The sequence below is a fragment of the Pseudoselenomonas ruminantium genome (assembly GCF_900104055.1).
Lineage (GTDB): Bacteria > Bacillota > Negativicutes > Selenomonadales > Selenomonadaceae > Selenomonas_A > Selenomonas_A ruminantium_C.
In genome coordinates this window covers 47,604-65,948 of record NZ_FNJQ01000019.1, presented here as the reverse complement: position 1 = coordinate 65,948, position 18,345 = coordinate 47,604, and the positions used below count along the sequence as shown (strand labels likewise).

The following is an 18,345-nucleotide window of genomic DNA, read 5'->3' as shown; positions in this document are numbered from 1 at the left end:
AAATCTGATTTTCAAGGTCTGGCTTCTGCTTGGCTGTCGATACACGAGCGTAAATAAATGTTTTCCGCTTCATGTCCTTATTCAAAAAGCCGTACACATCTTCTTCATTGTAGTCATAACGCTTGTTGGGCAGGACAGTCACTCGGATTATGCCAGTTTTGACATACTTGGTCAGTGTAGGGCGTGTTATTCCAAGGACACGGAGCACATCTTTGGCTAACATGATACAATCCTCCTTCCTTGGCTTGATTATACCATATATTGTATAAAATATGAATTTTAATTTAATATTTTTAATGAATCATTGCACTATATTATACCTTTTATCCGGCTATCTTCTCAACCCAAAAACAGGGCTGCTGCACGTTTCGCACGTACAGCAGCCCCTTGAGCCTATTTATTTCTGCTTATAGAATTCGAAGTTATCTAGTGAGCCCCAGGTTCCCGGAGCTGCTTCCATGGTCACAGCCACGGTGCATTTGCCGTCCTTGACTTCCACATCCTTGATGGTGAACGTATGCCACTCGTTCCATTTCGTGTCCTTGATATCCACAGACTGCGTGCCCGCACTGGTCGCAGCGGTGAGCTGGTATTTGCTCTGGCCGCCGCCGCCCTGGGTGGACACGGCTACGGTGTACCTGCCATCCGCAAGGCCCGTGAATTCCTGGCTGGCCGTGAATTTGAAGGCCTTGTCGCTCCAATAGTGCATGGCGCTGGTGTCGAGGGCATCGCCGCCCTTGGTCACCACATCGAGCACCTTATCGCCGGTAATCGTCCAGCCATCCAGATTCTGGGCCTGCTCGAAATTGCCGTTCTTGAACAAATTCACCTTGTCGATGACGGATATTAGCCCCGTAACCGGATGTTTCTTGCCATCGACCGTAACGCTGCCCTTGACCGTATAATCCCCAGCCTGCTCGAATACTGGCGCAGGGTTATCCCAGCTAATCTCCAGATTCTCTGCATGATCATCCGAGAAGGTCACCCTTGTCTTGACCGGCAGCTTGGCCGGCACGCCCTTGCCGGCTTCGCCCGTCACATCGTCCACTTCCTTGAAGGTCGGCTTGATGGTCGGCAGGCTCTGATTGCTCACATCGTTGAACACCTTCCAGGACTCCAACGCCTTGCCTTTGTTGTCGAACATCACAAGGTTATCCCATTCATCGCCCATATCCTTGAAGGCGCCAGCCCCGGGCACGGCATACCAATCCGGCTCCCAATAGAACATGCCGATGCCCTTGCCGTTCGGCACATCCGCCAGGCTCTGCATAACAGTCCTGAGGCCCGTTGCCTGTCCCTGTACCGTGGAGCGGAAGCCGCCCACGAGTTCAGCCTGCGCATCATAGGGGTTCTTCGTCTTGTCAAAGTTCTCATTGGTATAGCCAAAGGCCGTTTCCACAATCACGACATCCTTGCCATAGCGGGCAGCCAGATCGTTGATATTGGCCCGCATCGCATCCATATTGCCATGCCAGAAGGGATAGTAGGACAAACCGATGATATCGAAGTCATTGACGCCGTTATCCTTGATCAGCTGATTGTAGAAATTCTGCGAAGCTGCATTATCCCCACCTTTGTCGATATGGATCATGGTCCTGATGTTAGGATCTGTTTCATGGACAGCCTTGAGACCGCTGGCCACAAAGGATGCCAAGGTCTTGCCATTGTCATTGGACGGCAGTTTCCCCAGCGGCCAGATCATGCCATTGGTGATTTCATTACCCACCTGCACCATTTCCGGCAAGTGGCCTGCCTTTTTGAAATCACCCAGCACTTTTTTCGTGTAGTTATAGACGCTCTTGCTCACCTGCGAAGCCGTCTGCTTCTCCCATGCCTTGGGCACATACTGCTTGCCCGGATCTGCCCAGAAGTCACTGTAATGGAAGTCAATGAGCACCTTCATGCCCAGCTCATGGGCACGCTTAGTCATGGCAAGCGCCCGCTCTGCCGTCGTATAGCCGCCGCCATTGGCATGGTCCGGATTGTTCCAGATGCGCAGACGGATCCAGTTGATGCCATATTTTTTCATGAGGGCCAGCTCATCCATCTCCGTGCCATCCATATCGTAGAATTTGCCCCCCAATGATTCCAACTCCGGCAGCATGGATACATCCGCACCCTTGATGAAATCCGCGCTGAGATTGGGAATGGGATTGACCTGCACGGCTGCCTCAGCCGTAAACGGAAACAACGATACGGCTCCTGCTGCCAGCGCTCCAAATACCAAAGATTTAAGCCTTGCGTTCTTCATACTATCTTCTCCTCCTGCAACCTGTTTGCCCTGTTCCTTTAGAAGCTGAAAATGAGTCCCGACAACAGCATATTGTCATACGTGCCATATTTCGTATTATAGGTCTTCATGCGATGCCAGTTGAGTTCCAGATTTGCCTGCGGCGCCAGCATGTAGCTGAATCCCAAGCCATAGCCACGGCAGCCGCCGGCGTCGCCGCCATAACCATTACCACCGGCAAAGTCCATATGATGGCCCCAACCCGAGGAATCCACTGCATAGTTGCCCAATGCTGCGTATTCCACATACGTATGCCACGTGTTTTTCTTCATCCAGTCGAGATTGCCATAGACCACGCGCGTCCAGAAGCCATGCTTGTTCTGGTCTTTGCCCGTCATGGCCACATTGTTGACAATCCCCTCTGCGATCCAGGTAACACGCGGGGAAAGTTTGGTGTTGAAGCCCACCGCAGTCTGGTTCAGTTTATAATCCACTGCTTTGCCATAGAAATTAATCCAGCCCCAGTCGTTGACAGAAGGATTCCAGAGCTGCGCATCCATTTTCGCGTTCAAGTGGGACACGGTAATGGTCGTAGCACTGCTCGGCCGTACGGATACATTGGCAAAGAACCCTGGCATCCACTTATCTTTTCCCTGACCCCAGTTTTCTGCCGTGATATCGCCCCAGCCAAACATGGCATCCATTTTCGGGCCGAAGGTCTTATTTACCGCGAAACCATCGATACCATTTTCCCACCAGATAAGGCCCTGTCCAAGGTTTTTCTCCATGCGGCCAGCGTCAATCCGGAAACCATTTTTCGCGGACCAATTCACTTCGGCCCGATCCAGGGTAACATTACCATGGTTATCACTGCCCAGTCCATGGTCTTTATCCGCATCACTGCGGTTGGTCTCATGCTCCAGCTTCAACCGCGCATTGAACGACAGATTGGGAGCAGGCTCTCCCCACATGCCAATACGGAAACGAGTCGGTGCTACTTTTTCCTTCTTGTCCAAATGCTTTTTCGTATCAGCATCCATTCCGGCTACATTTAGTCTTTTATAATAATTTCCTTTAATGTTTTCCGCATAACGGAATCGGACATCGCCAAATATTTTTATATTGGACTGTTTGCTCTTGATGGCATTGATTTCCTGTTCCACATTGGACAGCCGCACATCCATATCCTTGAGCTCCGCTGCAAATTCTTTTTTCAATTTATTGATGGCACCTTTGTCCTGCGGTTGGGCACTGTCGTACTTCTCCATGGCTTTGGCTACAATCTGCGCCATTTCATAGCGGTTCACGGTCTTAGCCCCCTTGAACGTACCATCGCCGTAGCCTTCCAGCACGCCATCCTCGGCGAGCATGGTGACGGCATCATAGGCCCAATGGCCTTCCGGCAGGTCCTTGAAGGGATTCTGTGCGGCAAAGGCCGTGGTGCTGATGGTCGTAGCTGCCAGAACAGCGGCAGCAAGAGCGGATTTCTTCATGACAATTCCTCCTAAAATTTCTAATCTTCTGTAATTTTGCGTATAAAAATACTCCTGCTGCCACTGTTGCCATACAGCTGGCAGCAGGAGTTGATATCCTACTGAATTGTTAATGTGCCATCAAAGCCAGGGCGAAATCCAAAGCCTTGTCCGGATCACGCGTCAAGCCTACGTATTCCCGGCCGCTGGTGGTTGCACTCTTGACACCCTTGGCCTCGCAGTCGTTCTTGAGCTCATCATACATGGAAGCCATCTGCGGCGCCAGGACAATCAGATCGAAGTCCGTGATGATGTCCTTGTGCTGGCCGTAAGCCATGGCAATGGATTCGACCGGTGCATGGCGCTGCTCAGCGCCTTTGGTGATGGCCTTGGCCAGCATGGAGCTCGTGGCACCGGAAGCGCAGAGAACCAGGACGCGCTTTTCATCTTCCGGCACTTCTGCAGCGGCCACAACAGGTGCGGCTTCCTCAGCCGGAGCAGCTTCTTCAACGGCTTCGTCCGTCACGCCGGCTTTTTCCCTTTCCACCAGCTGGGCATCATAGACGCGGAAGAACGGATAGTACATCACGGCATCCATGACGAGCAGCAGCGGAGCCAGAATGAAGGCCAGCTGGGCAAAACCTGTGCCAACGATCAAGCCGATGGGCGCGGGGGTAGTCCACGGCAGGATGTAAGTGAAGGCATTCATGCCCAGATTGTCAACGAAGAATTTGAACACCCATACATTGAGGATTGGCGTCAACACAAAGGGGAAGAAGAGTACCGGATTCAACACGATGGGGGCACCGAAGATGATCGGTTCGTTGACGGCGAAGGTCACGGGCACGATGGATGCCCGGCCTACGGCGCGGAGCTGCTTGGATTTTGCGATAAAGGCGCACATGGCGCAGAACATCAGGGTTGCGCCCGTGCCGCCCAATGTAGCGACAAAGTAAGACGTCGGATGCGTCAGGATATTCGTGGCATGGCCACCGGCACTGACAATCTGCAGGTTCGCTTCGATATTGGCAATGTAGATTGCGGTCACGGCCGGTTCCACGATGGAGGGCCCATGGATACCGACGAACCAGAACATCGCCATAGCGCCATAGATGATTGCCAGGCCGATATAACCATCAGCCGCCACAAAGAGGGGTTTGAAAACTTCCAGGATCCAGGCGCCGAACATCATGCCCGTTGCCTCTTTGAAGACGATACCAAATACCCAGTAAACCATGACCGCGACCGACAGGGGGATGAGGTCAGCGAAGGTCTGAGCGATATAGTGAGGAACTTCGTCCGGAAGTTTGATGGTAATATTGCGCTTTACGAAAAACTTGTAAATATTCGGAACAGTAAAAGCGACGACAAAAGCGGAGAGCAAACCTTTCGTGCCCATGAATTCCGTGGAGATGCCCCCTTCCACAGGAGCAACCGCCAGCAGCAGCAAGCAGATGATGGAGACGATCATAACCGATACGTCATTGATCTGCCGCAATTTCGGCATCTTGGTATTGATGCTGTCCGTCAGGCTCTTGGCGATGGTCGCCACCATCAGGATGCCCAGCATGCCCATGCTGTAGTTATAAGCCTGCCAGAGTACCGTGCTGATCTTTTCCGGCCATTTGTAGTCGAATATTTCCGGCACACAAGCCACCAGAATAAACAGCGACGAGAACAGGATTACCGGTATGCAGCTTACAAAACCGTCCCGGATCGCCCGCAGGTAGATGTTGTTGGAAACCTTTTCAAACAAAGGCTTCATGGTCTCTACCATCTTGATGAGTTTTTCCATGATGATTCCCTTTCTTTCTCTCTGATTGAGAACCCCTTGCCCGGTTCTCCCTTGCTATGGTTATAGTATAGAGGAAAATCGTTTCAGCGTGTTTTCACGTTTTGAAAATGTTTTCATTACATTTCCACGTAAAAAAACACTGCCCTCCTATTGTCGCCAAAGAGGGCAGTGCTGTCAAGAGACATATGTCACTAATTACACATTTATTTTACGAAAATCATCCACTATCTCATCAGCCAGGGACAGGTCCTGCTCGCCGGAATTCGGATTCCGGTAGGCCACGCAGTACATGCCGGCGGCCTTGGCCGCCCGGATACCGTTAGTGGTATCCTCCACCACCATGCAGTCCTCCGGCTTCACGCCCAGACGCTGGGCGCTGATCAGGTAGATGGCCGGATGCGGCTTGCTTTCGGGCAGTTCGCCGCCGGAAAGGATGGAGGTGAAATACTGCCGGATGCCAAAGTTATCCAACACCGCATTCATGGCGCGTACATTGGACGACGTGGCCAGCGCCAGTGGAATGCCTGCGGCATGCAGCCTTTGGATGAACTCCACCGAACCCGGTACCGGCTCAATCTCACCGCTTTCCAGCACCTCCAGATAGTGGTCATGCTTATAGGCGGCCATATCAGCAGCCGTGACGTCCGTACGGCCATGCTTCTGCAAGGTGTCTTCGAATATCACCCGGCTCGTGCGTCCCATATAGTGGACCAAATCCGCTTCATCAAAGGGAAGTCCAAAGTGGGCAAATGTATCCATTTTCACCCGGCTGTGGATGGGTTCACTGTCGATGATTACCCCATCCATATCAAAGATAACGGCTTTTTTTTCAATCAAAATCTTGACTCCTCGCTATCAAACCTTTGAACGTGTCTACATCCAAAGGCTTGGAAAAATAATATCCCTGAACTTCCAGGCAGCCTATGCGCTCCAGGAATTCCAGCTGTTCTCTGGTCTCCACGCCTTCCACGACCACATCCATGTTGAGGCGCTTGCCCAGTTCCACGATGGTCTCCATGATCGCCCCGGCACGGCTGGATTTATCCACTTCCTGCACAAAGGCCATATCGATCTTCAAGACATCCACCGGCAGGTCCTTGAGCATGGACAGCGACGAAAAGCCGCTGCCGAAGTCGTCCATCATGACCGGGAAGCCATTGCCCCGGAAGGCCCGTACGATGGCCATGAGCTGATGGGGGTTTTCCATATAAGCACTTTCCGTGATTTCCAGCTTCAACAGTTTCGGATGCAGTTCATATTTCTTCACTAGTCCCTGCAGGAAGGCCAACAGATCCTGGCTGAAGAAATTCAGTCGGGACACGTTGACGGAAATCGGCACCGGCTTGATGCCCGCATCAAGCTGCGAGCGCAACACCCTGCAGGCTTCTTCCCAGACAAAGCGGTCCAGCCGCACGATAAAACCGTTCTTTTCAAAGACCGGAATGAATTTGCCGGGCATAATCATGCCCTTGGGATAATTCCAGCGCACCAGCGCTTCCGCTGCAATGACTCGCTTTTCCTGCAGGCCGTACACCGGCTGCAGCTGAATGAAGAACTGCCGCTGCTCCAGTGCATATTCCATATTGCGGACGATCATCTGCTCCTCAATCATCTGGTCCCGCATGGCCTTATCATAGAAAATATAGCGCGGCATATACTTTCCTTTGATGCGGTTGAGGGCCATATGGGCGCGGTCACACATCTGATCCACCGGCAGGAAGGCATTATCCACCGGATAGACACCCGCATAGAAAAGCACATTGTGGCTGATGCCCAGGGACTGTATGGTGCTGTCCAGTCCGGCAATCAATTTATCCATATCCAGTTTGGCCGACGGCATGCACAGCGCGAAATGGTCGGCCTCAATACGGGCACAGATACCATCCTCACCGGCGAAGATATCCAGATAATAAGCCGCCGTCTTCAGGACCAGGTTCCCCGTCTCAATGCGGAACAGATCATTGACCACCTTGAAACAGCTGATATCCATATAGACAATGCTATGCTCAATCTGATAGTGCGCCTGCATCCGCTCCGAAGCCTTCCGATAGAAGGCCTCCCGGTTGTAGATTCCCGTCAGGGCATCCCGTTCCACATATTGATGCATCTCGGCCAGCTGGCGGTTCTGCGCCGCCTGAGCAGCCCGACGCCACTCATTTTCCTCCCGCGCCATGACATTCCGGATGCGGCAGCGCACGATAGTCGGATTATAAGGTTTGGTGATGAAATCAGCCGCCCCCATCTCCATAGCCCGCGCCTCGCTATCCCCATCATTGTTGGCCGTCATGACCACCACAGGGATGCCCGCATACTGGCTGTTCTGTTTCATGAACGCCAGCACCTGAAAGCCATCCATGACCGGCATGACCAGGTCCACCAGCACGATGCCGACCTTGTTTTCGGCAATGGCCTGCAGGGCCTCCTGGCCATTCTCGGCCTCGATGATCTCATAATCATCCTGGAAAAACTGAGTCAGCACCACCCGGTTTATTTCCACGTCATCTACGATTAACATCACAGTTTTTTCATCCACAATATCGCCTTCTTTACTGTGTGAGTTTGTATTCCGCCCATAGGTATACTAACTATATTATACTACAGGTACAGAGAAAAATCCTGCAAAGCAAAAGGCTCTATTTTGTCTTGCAGGAACAAAATAGAGCCTTTTGCCAAAAGCTTTATGTAAATTCTAGAACCTTGCCTGGAAAACAAGATTCAAGAGGAAAAGAAAGCCCAGAACATAGCTGAGCGCATGAACCTCACGTCCATTGCCGCTCAGGAATTTCAGGAGGGGGTAGGCGGCGAAGCCGAATGCCAGGCCAGTCGAAATACTGCCCGAAAGAGGAATCAGCACCACCACCAGAAATGCCGGGAACCACTCGGAAAAATCGTCAAACGTCATATATTTAAGCTGCTGCATCATCATGGCTCCCGTGATGATGATTACCGGGGCAATCGCTGCCGCCGGCACATATGCAAGCAGGGGAATGAAGAACAAAGAAAGAATAAACAGGACAGACGCTGTCAGCGCCATCAGTCCCGTGCGCCCGCCACTGGCAATGCCGGCTGCGCTCTCCGCTGCCGCCACCGTCGGACTCGTGCCCATCACACTGGAAAGAATCGTCGTGATAGCCGACCCCTTGAAGGTCTTCGCAAACTTGGCCTGATTGGGCAGGATGCCTTCGAGCAGCCCCATGGTTTCAAAGACCATGATCATCGACATGGAAAAGACTGCCAGCAAGAAGGGAATGCTCAGCAACCGGGAAAAATCCGCCTGCAGCAGAAGCTGCGGATAATCGCTGACCGATGCCAGATTCACGCTGATCTGGCTGGCTTCACTGACACCCAGGAAATACCCCAGCACACTGGTGGCTATGATGGCAATAAAGAAACTGCCCATCACATTCCGCAGATACAGCCCCAGGCTCAGGATCAGGCCAAAGATGGCCAGCAGTGCCGCAGGATTGGTCAGCGATCCCAGTTCGATGATCGAATTCGTGCCCCGGCGGATCAGCTGGGCTTTCTCCAGACCGATCTCCACGAGGAACAGGCCGATGCCAACGGTAATCGCACATTTCAGCGAAGGCGGCACCGCCCGGCTGAGCTTGCCCGCCAAAGGCGTACAAGCCACCAGCGCAAAGATCACACCGGACAGCAAAGAAATCGCCAGCGCCTCATGCCAGCTGAGCCCCATCTGCACACAGATCGTGTAAGTAAAGAAGGCATTTATCCCCATGCCAGGGGTAAGTACAATCGGGGCATTGGCCACAAAGGCCATCAGCAGGCAGCCAATCACCGAAGAAAAGATCGTGGCAAAGACGGACAATTCCACCGGAATACCCGCATCCGCCAGGATCAGGGGATTGACGATTATGATATAAGAGATTGCAAAAAATGCTGTAATGCCAGACACAATCTCCCGTTGCCAAACCTTAGGATGGTTCAGGGCATGACCAAACAAATTCCGCATGCTTCGCACTCTCCCTTCATTTTTATCATTTCACAACCATTGTATCTATTTACCCCATAAAAAAAAAGGACATTCGTCCAAATATGTCCTTTTTTTCCATAAAAAAATGCTATATAATAAATGAATAAAATTTTCAGCTCACTACAGAAAGGATATCGACTATGGATTTAGATTTCATCCTGTCCCATATGCCAGAGGAAATCCGGCGCCAGACCACCCACAGGACCTATATGAACGGCGAGACCATCGTGCGCAAAGGCGAGGATGCCAAACACGTCTACCTGATCACCCGGGGCAGCACCCGCGTCAGCAACGAATTCGCCAGCGGGCAGCGCTATACCTTTGCCGCCCTGGGCGAAGCTGACATCATCGGCGACCTGGACGTGCTGGCCGGCAAGAGCGTCTATGCCGCCACCAACGAAGCGGACAGCACCTGCGAGGTCATCGCCATGCGCGCCGAAACCTTCATCCAGTGGATGCATCTGGACAACGAATTCGCCGTAGCCGTCGCCCGTATGTTGGCTGCCAAGATGTATCCCACCTCCAATGAAGCAGGGCGCATCAAATTCCTGCCGAGCCTCGAACGCCTGCACAGCTATCTCTTGAAACGCCTCGGCGATATCGAAACCGACCTCTTCATCCTGCACACGAGCCGCCAGCAGATTGCCGACGACATCGGCACCAGCGTGAAGACCGTCAACCGCGGCGTACTCAAATTAAAAGAAGCAGGGCTCATCACCCTGCTCCATGGCAAAATCACCATGAACAAAGAACAGCAGCAGGCCCTCAAGGACTCCTTTGTGGACGAGTGAATATGAAAAACCCCGCCGCTAACGGCGGGATTTTTTCATGAACCGCATATATACAAAAACAGGAAACTTATCAAACTGATAAATTTCCTGCATATCTCTATCTGGTGCTCGCCTAGGGATTCGAACCCCAGACCCCCTCCATGTGACGGAGATGCTCTAGCCAACTGAGCTAGGCGAGCAAATGGTGGGGTTAACAGAATTCGAATCTGTGACCTCCTCGATGTCAACGAGACACTCTAACCAACTGAGCTATAACCCCATTATAAAAAAAATGGTGACCCAGGAGGGACTCGAACCCCCGACCCTTTGATTCGTAGTCAAATACTCTAATCCAACTGAGCTACTGAGTCACGATAATTGCTTCCGCAATCAACATATATTATTATAGCGATTGCGAAAGCATGTGTCAATACCTATTGAAAAATTATTTTTCCAAAGCAGGTTCTGCCGTAACCTCTTCCTCATCCTGCTTGTTGATGAGTTTGTTGAGGAGCGGCACCGTAGCGGCCATAACAACCGTCACCCCCAGGGTTACGAGACCAATCTGCGTGAAGACGTCAGAATATACGCCCAACGTCAGGACAGGATCCGTAACATCCTTCGGCACAGCCGTGAGGCTTGCCACCCAGCCACCGATGATGGAGGAAATAGCCGTGGTCAGGAACCAGGCACCCATCAGGAAGCCAATCAGCTTCTGCGGCACGAGTTTGGAAATCATGGACAAGCCAAGACCACTGATCAGGAGCTCGCCGATGGAGCTCAGGAAGTAAGAACCAACCAGCCACCAGGCAGAAACGATACCGCCTTCGCTGGCAAAGTTAGCAGAGAAACCTACTACTAAGAAGGAACCTGCCGTCAACAGCATGCCCAGTGCAAACTTAGCCGGCATGGACAGGTCCTTGCCCTGGCTGCCAAAACGGGAATACATGAATGCCAGGACAGGGCTGGCCAGCATGATCCAGAACGGATTGAGTGTCTGGAACACCTGCGCATCGGGAATATTGATGCCCATGATGCTGTGCTCCACGTTCTTGATGGCAAAGAAGTTCAGGGACGTCGGCATCTGATTGTAAAGCGTGAAGAACACGATAGCTTCCACGATCAGGATCATGGCCGCAATCATATGGCTGCGGGTTGCGCCCTTGGACTGGATGATCATCTTGAAGAATACGCCGTATACCAGGATGCCGATGATCAGCAGCAGCCAATGAGCTACGGACAGATGCGAAAGGAGCCAGCTGGAAATGAAGGTCATTGCGACCACGCCAGCGATAACCACAGCCAGCTTCGTAACGGAAAGCTTCTCCGCACCAGCCGGGGAGTCAATGCCCCGTACCAGATAACGGAAGCTGATGAAACCACCAATAGCCAGGACCAGGCCCATAGCGCAGATCATGAAGCCCAGATCCAGACCATACTGTGCACCGATGATCGGCACCAGCAGCATGGAGATGAAGGAACCGATGTTCACGGCCATATAATACATGGTGAACGCACTGTCCAGTTCTTCCTCTGCCCCTTCATAGAGCTTGGAAAGCAGTGAGGACGGGTTCGCCTTGAAGATACCATTACCGCAGGCAATAGCACCCAGAGCCAGGAACACCATATCCTTATTGGTACCAGCCATGCCCATCATGAAGTAACCGATCATGAGCACCACGGCCCCCAAAGTGATCGTACGCTGAGTTCCCAGCACCTTATCGCCCAGGAAACCGCCGATGGATACATAACCATATACCATGGCGCTGAATGCACCAAATACTACAAAGGACTCTGCATCTTCCATGCCCAGGCTCTTAACAAAGAAACCTGCCAGCACAGCCTGCAGACCGTAAAAACCAAACCGCTCCCAGAATTCCAGGAAGAAAAGCATATTAAACGCTTTTTTGCGATTTACAGGTTGCGTTTCTACCATAATCATTCTCCTAACTTCTCGAAAATACATACACACAGCATCGCATCATTGCAATGTTTGTTACGAGTAGACATTATAGCATAAATAAAAGTATCTGCAAAGCGACGCAATGTGTAAAAACTGTTACATGGACAACTATACATTTTTCCCCTCTGCAAAACAAAGACATATGTCCTTTTTATGCAAGCAAATTTTCAAAGTCTATCATATATACTTTATAAGTGATGGTTGTGCAAGAAAAATAACACAAAAAAATATTTGCAAATGTAAACATGTAATATAAGATATACATTCAGCCCTTATGTCCACGCTATGTATACACACAATACTACATTTGTCCGTGAAACAAACTTTACACAATTTGACAGCAAATCTTTATCTGCTACAATAGAAGCATGATTCTGTAAAGAAAGAGAAGGTTTTGACATGCTTTATATCATCAACAGCCTTGTCACGGAAGGCGAATCCACAACGTTCTCACTGGTAGGCGTGACCAGCGACAAAAAAAAAGCCGCCGGACTGGCAGCAGAAGTTTACAAGGATTACAACAAGGTCGCATCCTTCCAGAACATCGAAATGATCACGGAATGGCTGGCCACCCGGATGAATTATTCCTTCCGCAAGGACAAAAGTCATCGATTGCAGCTTTCCATCACGGAGCTCGAAAACGAAAGCACCGCGCCGGAGAACAAGGTGATTTTCTCGGCCGCAGCAGAACAGGATGAGCTGATGCGCAAAGTCAGCGAAGCCCTGTTCGAGGGCAAGCACCAGGCAGAAAGAGGCGGCGAAGCACATTCCTGCCCGATTGAGTAAGCCAAAGCATAAATTAAGCCCGGTGACGGGTAATGTTTTCCGTAACGTTTGGCAAACTTGTCAAAATGAAGGAAAATATTACCCGTCACCGGGCGTCTTTTGCATATATCTGGTGCGATTGGCGCGATTCGAACGCGCGACCTGCCGCTTAGGAGGCGGACGCTCTATCCAACTGAGCTACAACCGCAACATCTAGTATTATAGCAGAATATGCGAAAAAAATAAAGAGGCCGCAAGGCCTCTTTGCTATTTTCAGGACTCCCGGCGGCAGATGTCTGCGCCTAAGCCTACTAATTTCTGTACGAGATTGTCGTAGCCACGGTCGATATGATGGATATAGCCCACCTGAGTTTCCCCCTCAGCTACAAGACCAGCCAATACCATAGCAGCACCGGCACGAAGGTCGGTAGCCTTCACCTGACAGCCCGTAAGGGTATCCACCCCTTCCACCACGGAAGTGCGGCCGTCAATCTTGATATTGGAACCCATGCGTTTGAGTTCGTCCACATGCATGAAGCGGTTTTCGAATACCGTTTCCGTCACCATACCCGTGCCTTCGGAAATGGCCAGCATCGCCATGAACTGAGCCTGCATATCCGTCGGGAAGCCGGGATAAGGCATGGTCTTGATATCCACAGCCTTCGTGCGCTTGTCACAGGTCACGCGGATACCATCCACATCCTCTTCGATGTTCACGCCAGCTTCCTTGAGCTTGGCAATGACAGGTTTCAGATGTTCGCTGATTGCATTCTCGATATAGACATCACCCTGCGTCATCGCTGCGGCCACCATGTAGGTACCAGCTTCGATGCGGTCAGGGATGATCGTGTAATCACGCCCCACGAGCTTGGGCACACCCTCAATCTTGATGACATTGGTACCCGCACCGCGGATTTTCGCCCCCATCACGTTGAGGTAATTGGCCAGATCCACGATTTCCGGTTCCTGTGCCGGATTTTCCAACACAGTAACACCTTCGGCCATGGAAGCAGCCATCAGGATATTTTCCGTAGCCCCTACGCTGGGGAAATCCAGATAGATTTTCGTACCCTTGAGGCCTTCCGGGGCCGTGGCTTCGATAAAGCCATGACCGATCTTGATCTTAGCGCCCAGTGCTTCAAACCCCTTCAAATGCAGGTCGATTGGACGGGTGCCGATAGCACAGCCGCCGGGCAGGGAAATCTTCGCCTGTCCGCAACGCGCCAAGAGCGGCCCCATGATCAAAAAAGATGCCCGCATCTTACGCACCAGATCATAAGGTGCCTCGCAGCTGCCAATCACCGTGCTGTCCACGCGCAGCTGATGCTTTTCCTCGTCGAAGTCTGCTTTTACCCCTAATTTTTTCAGGACTTCGGTAATGGTATGTACGTCTTCCAAGGCTGGAACTTCGTCCAGAAGACTTTCCCTATCTTGTCCCAAGAGCGTTGCTGCAATGATGGGCAGAACAGCATTCTTGGCCCCGCTGATTTTTACGCGCCCTTTTAAGGGGCGTCCCCCGTGTATAATCAACTTTTCCATTAAGTTCTTTATCCTCCTAGTAGTCGCGCTTTTAAAAGCACCAACCAATAGTTTACCATTAACCGCCAGTCTTTACAATAGGGGAGTCGCACTTTTACCATCAGTCCCGTTCTACGGTCAGCGTAGAATGGATTACATTGTCAATGATGTAGCTGGTGGTAAATTTCGTCTCACCAGGTGTTGCCGGCTGCTTGCCTAGTTTATCCAGATTGCTGACCTTTTCCCTGCTCTTGCGGGCAGCGTCACGCTTGGCCTGCAGGATTGCCGTCTTGCTGGCCGGTACCTGTACGGCGCCGGGCGCAATGACGATTTCATTGTTGCGGCCAGCTTTTTCCAATTTCTGCAGCTTCGCTGCAGTTGTCAGCTTGCTCTCAGCTTCCGTAGTCACATCCACACCTGCCTGCTGCAGAAGCATCAGTGAAGTCACCGGCGTCAATCCGCCGCCGCGGATGTCCAGATTCAGGGTGCCTGCCGGCTGGGCCTCGGGCACCGTGTAGGGAATGATCAAAGTTTCCTGAGACTTGCGATACGGTTTGATCGTAGTCGTGAACTTCACCGTATCACCGGGTTTCACTTTTTTCTTGTCCGGCACAGCCGAAACAATCGACGCCGTCTTGCGGCCATCATCTACAGTGATATTCACCTGTACATCGATGATGTCCGACTCCTTATCGGTGTTCTGGCAGATGGTACTCACTGCCTGTATGAGTTCTGCCATGGCAATCTGCCCCACATCGGCGGTGTTATAGAACATATTGTCCCGGGACACTACGCCCTTCTCCACCGCATCAGTACGGATCTTGAACCCCACCTTGGCCGTGCTGCCACTCAGGTTGTCACTGGTCTTGGAAAGGGCTGCATAAGCAATGCCACCCGAAAGCTGCGGCAGGAAGTCCTCATCATAGGCAATCCGGGCACCGTAGTTGACATTACGGGCCAGGGAATTATCCCGGACATTGACCTTGATTGGCACCACCGAAGGAAACTCACCCAAAGTACCGGAAATGCCCGTTGCCCGGTCCTGCTTGATGCGGCCGATGATGTTGCCGATATTGGCCACCTTCATGCCATTGCTCTGACCGCTGATCGTACCTACCACCGTGGCATCCGTCATGAAATAGTTCACATTGCCACGATGCAGGAAGGGGTGACCAAAGGCCAGGATATTATCTCCATCCACAGCCGTCACCGTGCCGGTAGCTCCAACAGCAAAATCACCATAGGCCACCGCTACGCCCACTGCCGCCCCTGGAACGAGGCTGGCATTGTAGACAGTTCTGCCCATTTCTGCACTCGTAGGTGCTCCCATGGGCAGGAAAGTATAACTGTCCTGCGGATCAAGCTGACGTTTCAGGAAGTCCAGCCCTGCCTGATTGAAACCAGAAAAATACATGACATCCTTCGGCTCAGATTTCAGTGCTGTCTTAACAGGCTTATCCTTCTTCGCCTTTTTGGCCTTGGCTGCCTTAGATGCTTTCTCTGTCTTGGTTACTTCTTTTTTTACCGTTTCCACTGCAACCTTGGCAGGTTCTGCAGTTTTCTCTGCTGCCTTTTCGCCTGCTTTCGCAGCTGCCGGCTTCTCTTTTCCCTTATCCTTGTCAGCCTTGACTGCTGCCCGGGCCCGGTCTAACAACTCATCACCATAGACCTTCTTATCGCCAGCTTTAGCCCGCTCTTCCTGCTGCTTTTTCTTCTCCTTGGCTTCCTGCTCCCGCTTCTCTGCCGCCCTCTTGATATTTATAGTAGAAAGTTTTGTCTTGTTCTTTCGGTCCGGCATAGACCAAAGCGGTGTCATCTCATCGATGGGCGTGATAAAGAAGGTGTACGGCGTCATGCCCTTGATTCCGGCTGCCACAGCGCCGATCAGATATCCATCCACATAGACAGGGCTGCCGCTCATCCCCTGCAGGATACCGCCGGTCTGTTCGATCACCGGACCAGAGGCCTTGGCCATGATCATGGGCTGGGAACCCTTGCCATTGTCCATATTGCCTACGATATCCACCTGGAAATCCTTGAGCTCGCCGCTGCTGTCCACAACGGTATATGCAGTGCCCACCATGCCGCCGGTCACCTGACTATGGGGCATGATGGGATCCATGGCCAATCCTGTAGCCGGGGCAGACATCATCATTCCCGCCAGACCTGCTGCCACCATTTTCCTTATATATCTACGCAAAATCATTCACCTCATTTGCAGTTCTATATTTGTCCATCTTCTCATTATAACGCCCGCCAAGATGTTTTACCATAGGCACAAAGTCCTATGTCAAAATTATTTTTTCGTGATAATCAGTGCACTGCCCACATACCGCTCAGAACCATCGCTGGGGGAGTTCTGCAGCTGACCACCGATAACCAGCGCACTGGAGCCACCGCCATCCAGGTTCATTGCGTCTTTGGCGCCCATCTTCACCAGGAGCTTTGCCCAATCGGTCAATGTCAACCCCCGGCTGGAGGACTGGCGGCCATCCACCACGCCGAACAGATAATTGCCATTCTTGAGGATGGCCACTGCGCTGCGAGGTGCCCGTCCATAGCGGATATCGCCAGGGAACTGTTCATCCCCGGCCGTCACGGAAACCTGACCATTCTGCACCAGCCGCGGACCAGCGCCCATGATATCTACGGCCTGATTCCAGCGTGCTCCCATTTCCTGATCGATCTCTGCCCGGTCCCCCACCTGCACACCGGCAAAAGCCTCGGCGGACGAACCATGCACGGAAATCACCATGCCGTCCTTCGGAATCACTGAATTGCCCGTATGGATGGCCGTCACTTCCCCATTCACCACGGTATACTCCATGCCATACTCATTCGTACGTGTCCTGGGGCCATACCAATGATTGTAGATCGTGAGGTTATTGGCGCCGCGCTCGCAGTCCACACCGGACACGGGCAGTGTCACATCCCCCAGCGTCACATGTCCGCTATAGGTTACCGGCCCCATAAACGGCTGGCCACTGGCATTCATCCCGATAGCCGTACGGCGGAAATAAGTCGTGCCAGCCATATCCCCATCTATCTTGACCATGCCGATGGCATCGCCATTGCCGGCAAAATAAGTGGCATTGACTGCCGCCACCGCATCCGTCATATCCGACATCCCGCTGGTAGTCTGCAATCCTGGGATCCTGCCTTTTGCCAGCACCGGCTTGATGGTGTAGAGATTCTTGTCCGCCTCCACAAAATAAGCCGAAATCTTCCCGGCATCATCCCAATAGACATACTGCCGCTTGGCAATCCCCGGCGCCATCATCTCCGTATAGAGGCCATCAAAGTTCAGCGGCATCATATTGCGCGCATCTGATGCTGACGGTTTGACCGTGCCCGCAGGCTTTCTTACCACGCCTGTCGGTTTCTTCTGCGCTGCACTGCTGCCATTATGCACCATGGTTTCCGGCAGGATATCCACGAACACCCGTGCCGGATTGCCTAATTTCTCGACCTTATAGCCCAGCCCGCTTTTCAGCTTCATGCTTACCAGTAAATGCCCATTCCGCGTTGTATAATCCACCGATTCAATGCGGCTGCTCGAAAAGGCCTCCTTGTTGATTGCCCGCTTATCCGCATTGAAGAAATCAATGGTCAGCAGCTTCTTGTCCGCTGAAACCGTCACATTATAACGGGGCATTTCTGACCAGTCAAACACGATCCGGTCATGCTCCGCCCCACTGTGATAGCGTACCGAATTCAAATCCGCAGCCTCAGCCACCGGTAGTCCCAGTAACGACAATGCCAGCAGTAAAGCAGTTATTTTTCTTGATTTATAGAACAAGTCAAATACCTCCTCATATAGTTGTAACTTTCATGCCAAAAA

At 52.0% G+C, this 18,345-nt stretch carries 12 protein-coding genes, 4 tRNA genes and 1 pseudogene; 2 read left to right on the top strand and 15 right to left on the bottom strand.

Annotation, left to right across the window (positions count from 1 at the left end; translation table 11 throughout):
* The 7 genes and pseudogenes from BLQ59_RS09145 to BLQ59_RS09115 all read right to left on the bottom strand — a co-directional run.
* Positions 1–223, bottom strand: a pseudogene (locus tag BLQ59_RS09145) (recombinase family protein); the annotation flags it as partial.
* A gap of 174 nt (positions 224–397) precedes the next feature.
* Positions 398–2,251, bottom strand: a complete 1,854-nt coding sequence (locus BLQ59_RS09140) for a glycosyl hydrolase 53 family protein (protein ID WP_081342522.1) — start codon at positions 2,249–2,251, stop codon at positions 398–400.
* A gap of 38 nt (positions 2,252–2,289) precedes the next feature.
* Positions 2,290–3,723: an S-layer homology domain-containing protein gene (locus BLQ59_RS09135; RefSeq protein ID WP_074572611.1), complete on the bottom strand. Its 1,434-nt coding sequence runs from the start codon at positions 3,721–3,723 to the stop codon at positions 2,290–2,292.
* A 109-nt stretch (positions 3,724–3,832) separates the two neighbouring features.
* Positions 3,833–5,497, bottom strand: a complete 1,665-nt coding sequence (locus BLQ59_RS09130; protein WP_074572610.1) for a PTS lactose transporter subunit IIBC — start codon at positions 5,495–5,497, stop codon at positions 3,833–3,835.
* A gap of 195 nt (positions 5,498–5,692) precedes the next feature.
* Positions 5,693–6,334: an HAD family hydrolase gene (locus tag BLQ59_RS09125; protein ID WP_074572608.1), complete on the bottom strand. Its 642-nt coding sequence runs from the start codon at positions 6,332–6,334 to the stop codon at positions 5,693–5,695.
* Positions 6,327–8,012 carry a two-component system response regulator gene (locus BLQ59_RS09120; RefSeq protein ID WP_176756768.1) on the bottom strand — a complete coding sequence of 562 codons (1,686 nt, stop codon included), beginning with the start codon at positions 8,010–8,012 and terminating at the stop codon, positions 6,327–6,329. The genes BLQ59_RS09125 and BLQ59_RS09120 overlap by 8 nt, the downstream gene beginning before the upstream one ends.
* Positions 8,013–8,186: 174 nt before the next feature.
* Positions 8,187–9,467 (bottom strand): NCS2 family permease, encoded by a 1,281-nt coding sequence (locus tag BLQ59_RS09115; RefSeq protein ID WP_074572603.1) that lies wholly within the window; start codon positions 9,465–9,467, stop codon positions 8,187–8,189.
* A 161-nt stretch (positions 9,468–9,628) separates the two neighbouring features.
* Here BLQ59_RS09115 and BLQ59_RS09110 point away from each other — a divergent pair, with 161 nt between their 5' ends.
* Positions 9,629–10,279: a Crp/Fnr family transcriptional regulator gene (locus BLQ59_RS09110; RefSeq protein WP_074572601.1), complete on the top strand. Its 651-nt coding sequence runs from the start codon at positions 9,629–9,631 to the stop codon at positions 10,277–10,279.
* Between the two features lie 102 nt (positions 10,280–10,381).
* On the opposite strand, the gene BLQ59_RS09105 is transcribed toward BLQ59_RS09110, so the two are convergent.
* The 4 genes from BLQ59_RS09105 to BLQ59_RS09090 all read right to left on the bottom strand — a co-directional run bounded on the left by BLQ59_RS09105 (position 10,382) and on the right by BLQ59_RS09090 (position 12,194).
* Positions 10,382–10,458: transfer RNA gene (locus tag BLQ59_RS09105), tRNA-Val, on the bottom strand.
* 3 nt (positions 10,459–10,461) lie between these two features.
* Positions 10,462–10,538, bottom strand: a tRNA-Val gene (locus BLQ59_RS09100).
* Positions 10,539–10,551: 13 nt separating this feature from the next.
* Positions 10,552–10,629 (bottom strand) — tRNA-Arg (locus BLQ59_RS09095).
* A gap of 74 nt (positions 10,630–10,703) precedes the next feature.
* A complete protein-coding gene (locus BLQ59_RS09090; RefSeq protein ID WP_074572600.1) occupies positions 10,704–12,194 on the bottom strand; it encodes an oligopeptide:H+ symporter in 1,491 nt (496 codons plus the stop codon).
* A 426-nt stretch (positions 12,195–12,620) separates the two neighbouring features.
* Here BLQ59_RS09090 and BLQ59_RS09085 point away from each other — a divergent pair, with 426 nt between their 5' ends.
* Complete coding sequence (locus tag BLQ59_RS09085) at positions 12,621–13,007, top strand: hypothetical protein (RefSeq protein ID WP_074572598.1); 387 nt, start codon at positions 12,621–12,623, stop codon at positions 13,005–13,007.
* Positions 13,008–13,117: 110 nt separating this feature from the next.
* On the opposite strand, the gene BLQ59_RS09080 is transcribed toward BLQ59_RS09085, so the two are convergent.
* From BLQ59_RS09080 to BLQ59_RS09065, 4 genes are all read right to left on the bottom strand, one after another.
* Positions 13,118–13,194: transfer RNA gene (locus tag BLQ59_RS09080), tRNA-Arg, on the bottom strand.
* A 65-nt stretch (positions 13,195–13,259) separates the two neighbouring features.
* Positions 13,260–14,525: a UDP-N-acetylglucosamine 1-carboxyvinyltransferase gene (gene murA / locus BLQ59_RS09075; protein ID WP_074572597.1), complete on the bottom strand. Its 1,266-nt coding sequence runs from the start codon at positions 14,523–14,525 to the stop codon at positions 13,260–13,262.
* Positions 14,526–14,625: 100 nt separating this feature from the next.
* A complete protein-coding gene (locus BLQ59_RS09070) occupies positions 14,626–16,710 on the bottom strand; it encodes a SpoIVB peptidase S55 domain-containing protein (protein ID WP_074572596.1) in 2,085 nt (694 codons plus the stop codon).
* 90 nt (positions 16,711–16,800) lie between these two features.
* Positions 16,801–18,303 carry a phosphodiester glycosidase family protein gene (locus BLQ59_RS09065; protein ID WP_074572594.1) on the bottom strand — a complete coding sequence of 501 codons (1,503 nt, stop codon included), beginning with the start codon at positions 18,301–18,303 and terminating at the stop codon, positions 16,801–16,803.
* Between the last annotated feature and the right edge of the window lie 42 nt (positions 18,304–18,345).

What these genes read in the sequence shown, in the direction of transcription:
- BLQ59_RS09130 (WP_074572610.1), bottom strand. Translation starts at nt 5,497, where the DNA reads ATGGAAAAACTCATCAAGATGGTAGAGACCATGAAGCCTTTGTTTGAA.
- BLQ59_RS09120 (WP_176756768.1), bottom strand. Translation starts at nt 8,012, where the DNA reads ATGTTAATCGTAGATGACGTGGAAATAAACCGGGTGGTGCTGACTCAG.
- BLQ59_RS09090 (WP_074572600.1), bottom strand. Translation starts at nt 12,194, where the DNA reads ATGGTAGAAACGCAACCTGTAAATCGCAAAAAAGCGTTTAATATGCTT.
- BLQ59_RS09135 (WP_074572611.1), bottom strand. Translation starts at nt 3,723, where the DNA reads ATGAAGAAATCCGCTCTTGCTGCCGCTGTTCTGGCAGCTACGACCATC.
- BLQ59_RS09115 (WP_074572603.1), bottom strand. Translation starts at nt 9,467, where the DNA reads ATGCGGAATTTGTTTGGTCATGCCCTGAACCATCCTAAGGTTTGGCAA.
- BLQ59_RS09110 (WP_074572601.1), top strand. Translation starts at nt 9,629, where the DNA reads ATGGATTTAGATTTCATCCTGTCCCATATGCCAGAGGAAATCCGGCGC.
- BLQ59_RS09070 (WP_074572596.1), bottom strand. Translation starts at nt 16,710, where the DNA reads ATGATTTTGCGTAGATATATAAGGAAAATGGTGGCAGCAGGTCTGGCG.
- BLQ59_RS09140 (WP_081342522.1), bottom strand. Translation starts at nt 2,251, where the DNA reads ATGAAGAACGCAAGGCTTAAATCTTTGGTATTTGGAGCGCTGGCAGCA.
- murA (WP_074572597.1), bottom strand. Translation starts at nt 14,525, where the DNA reads ATGGAAAAGTTGATTATACACGGGGGACGCCCCTTAAAAGGGCGCGTA.
- BLQ59_RS09085 (WP_074572598.1), top strand. Translation starts at nt 12,621, where the DNA reads ATGCTTTATATCATCAACAGCCTTGTCACGGAAGGCGAATCCACAACG.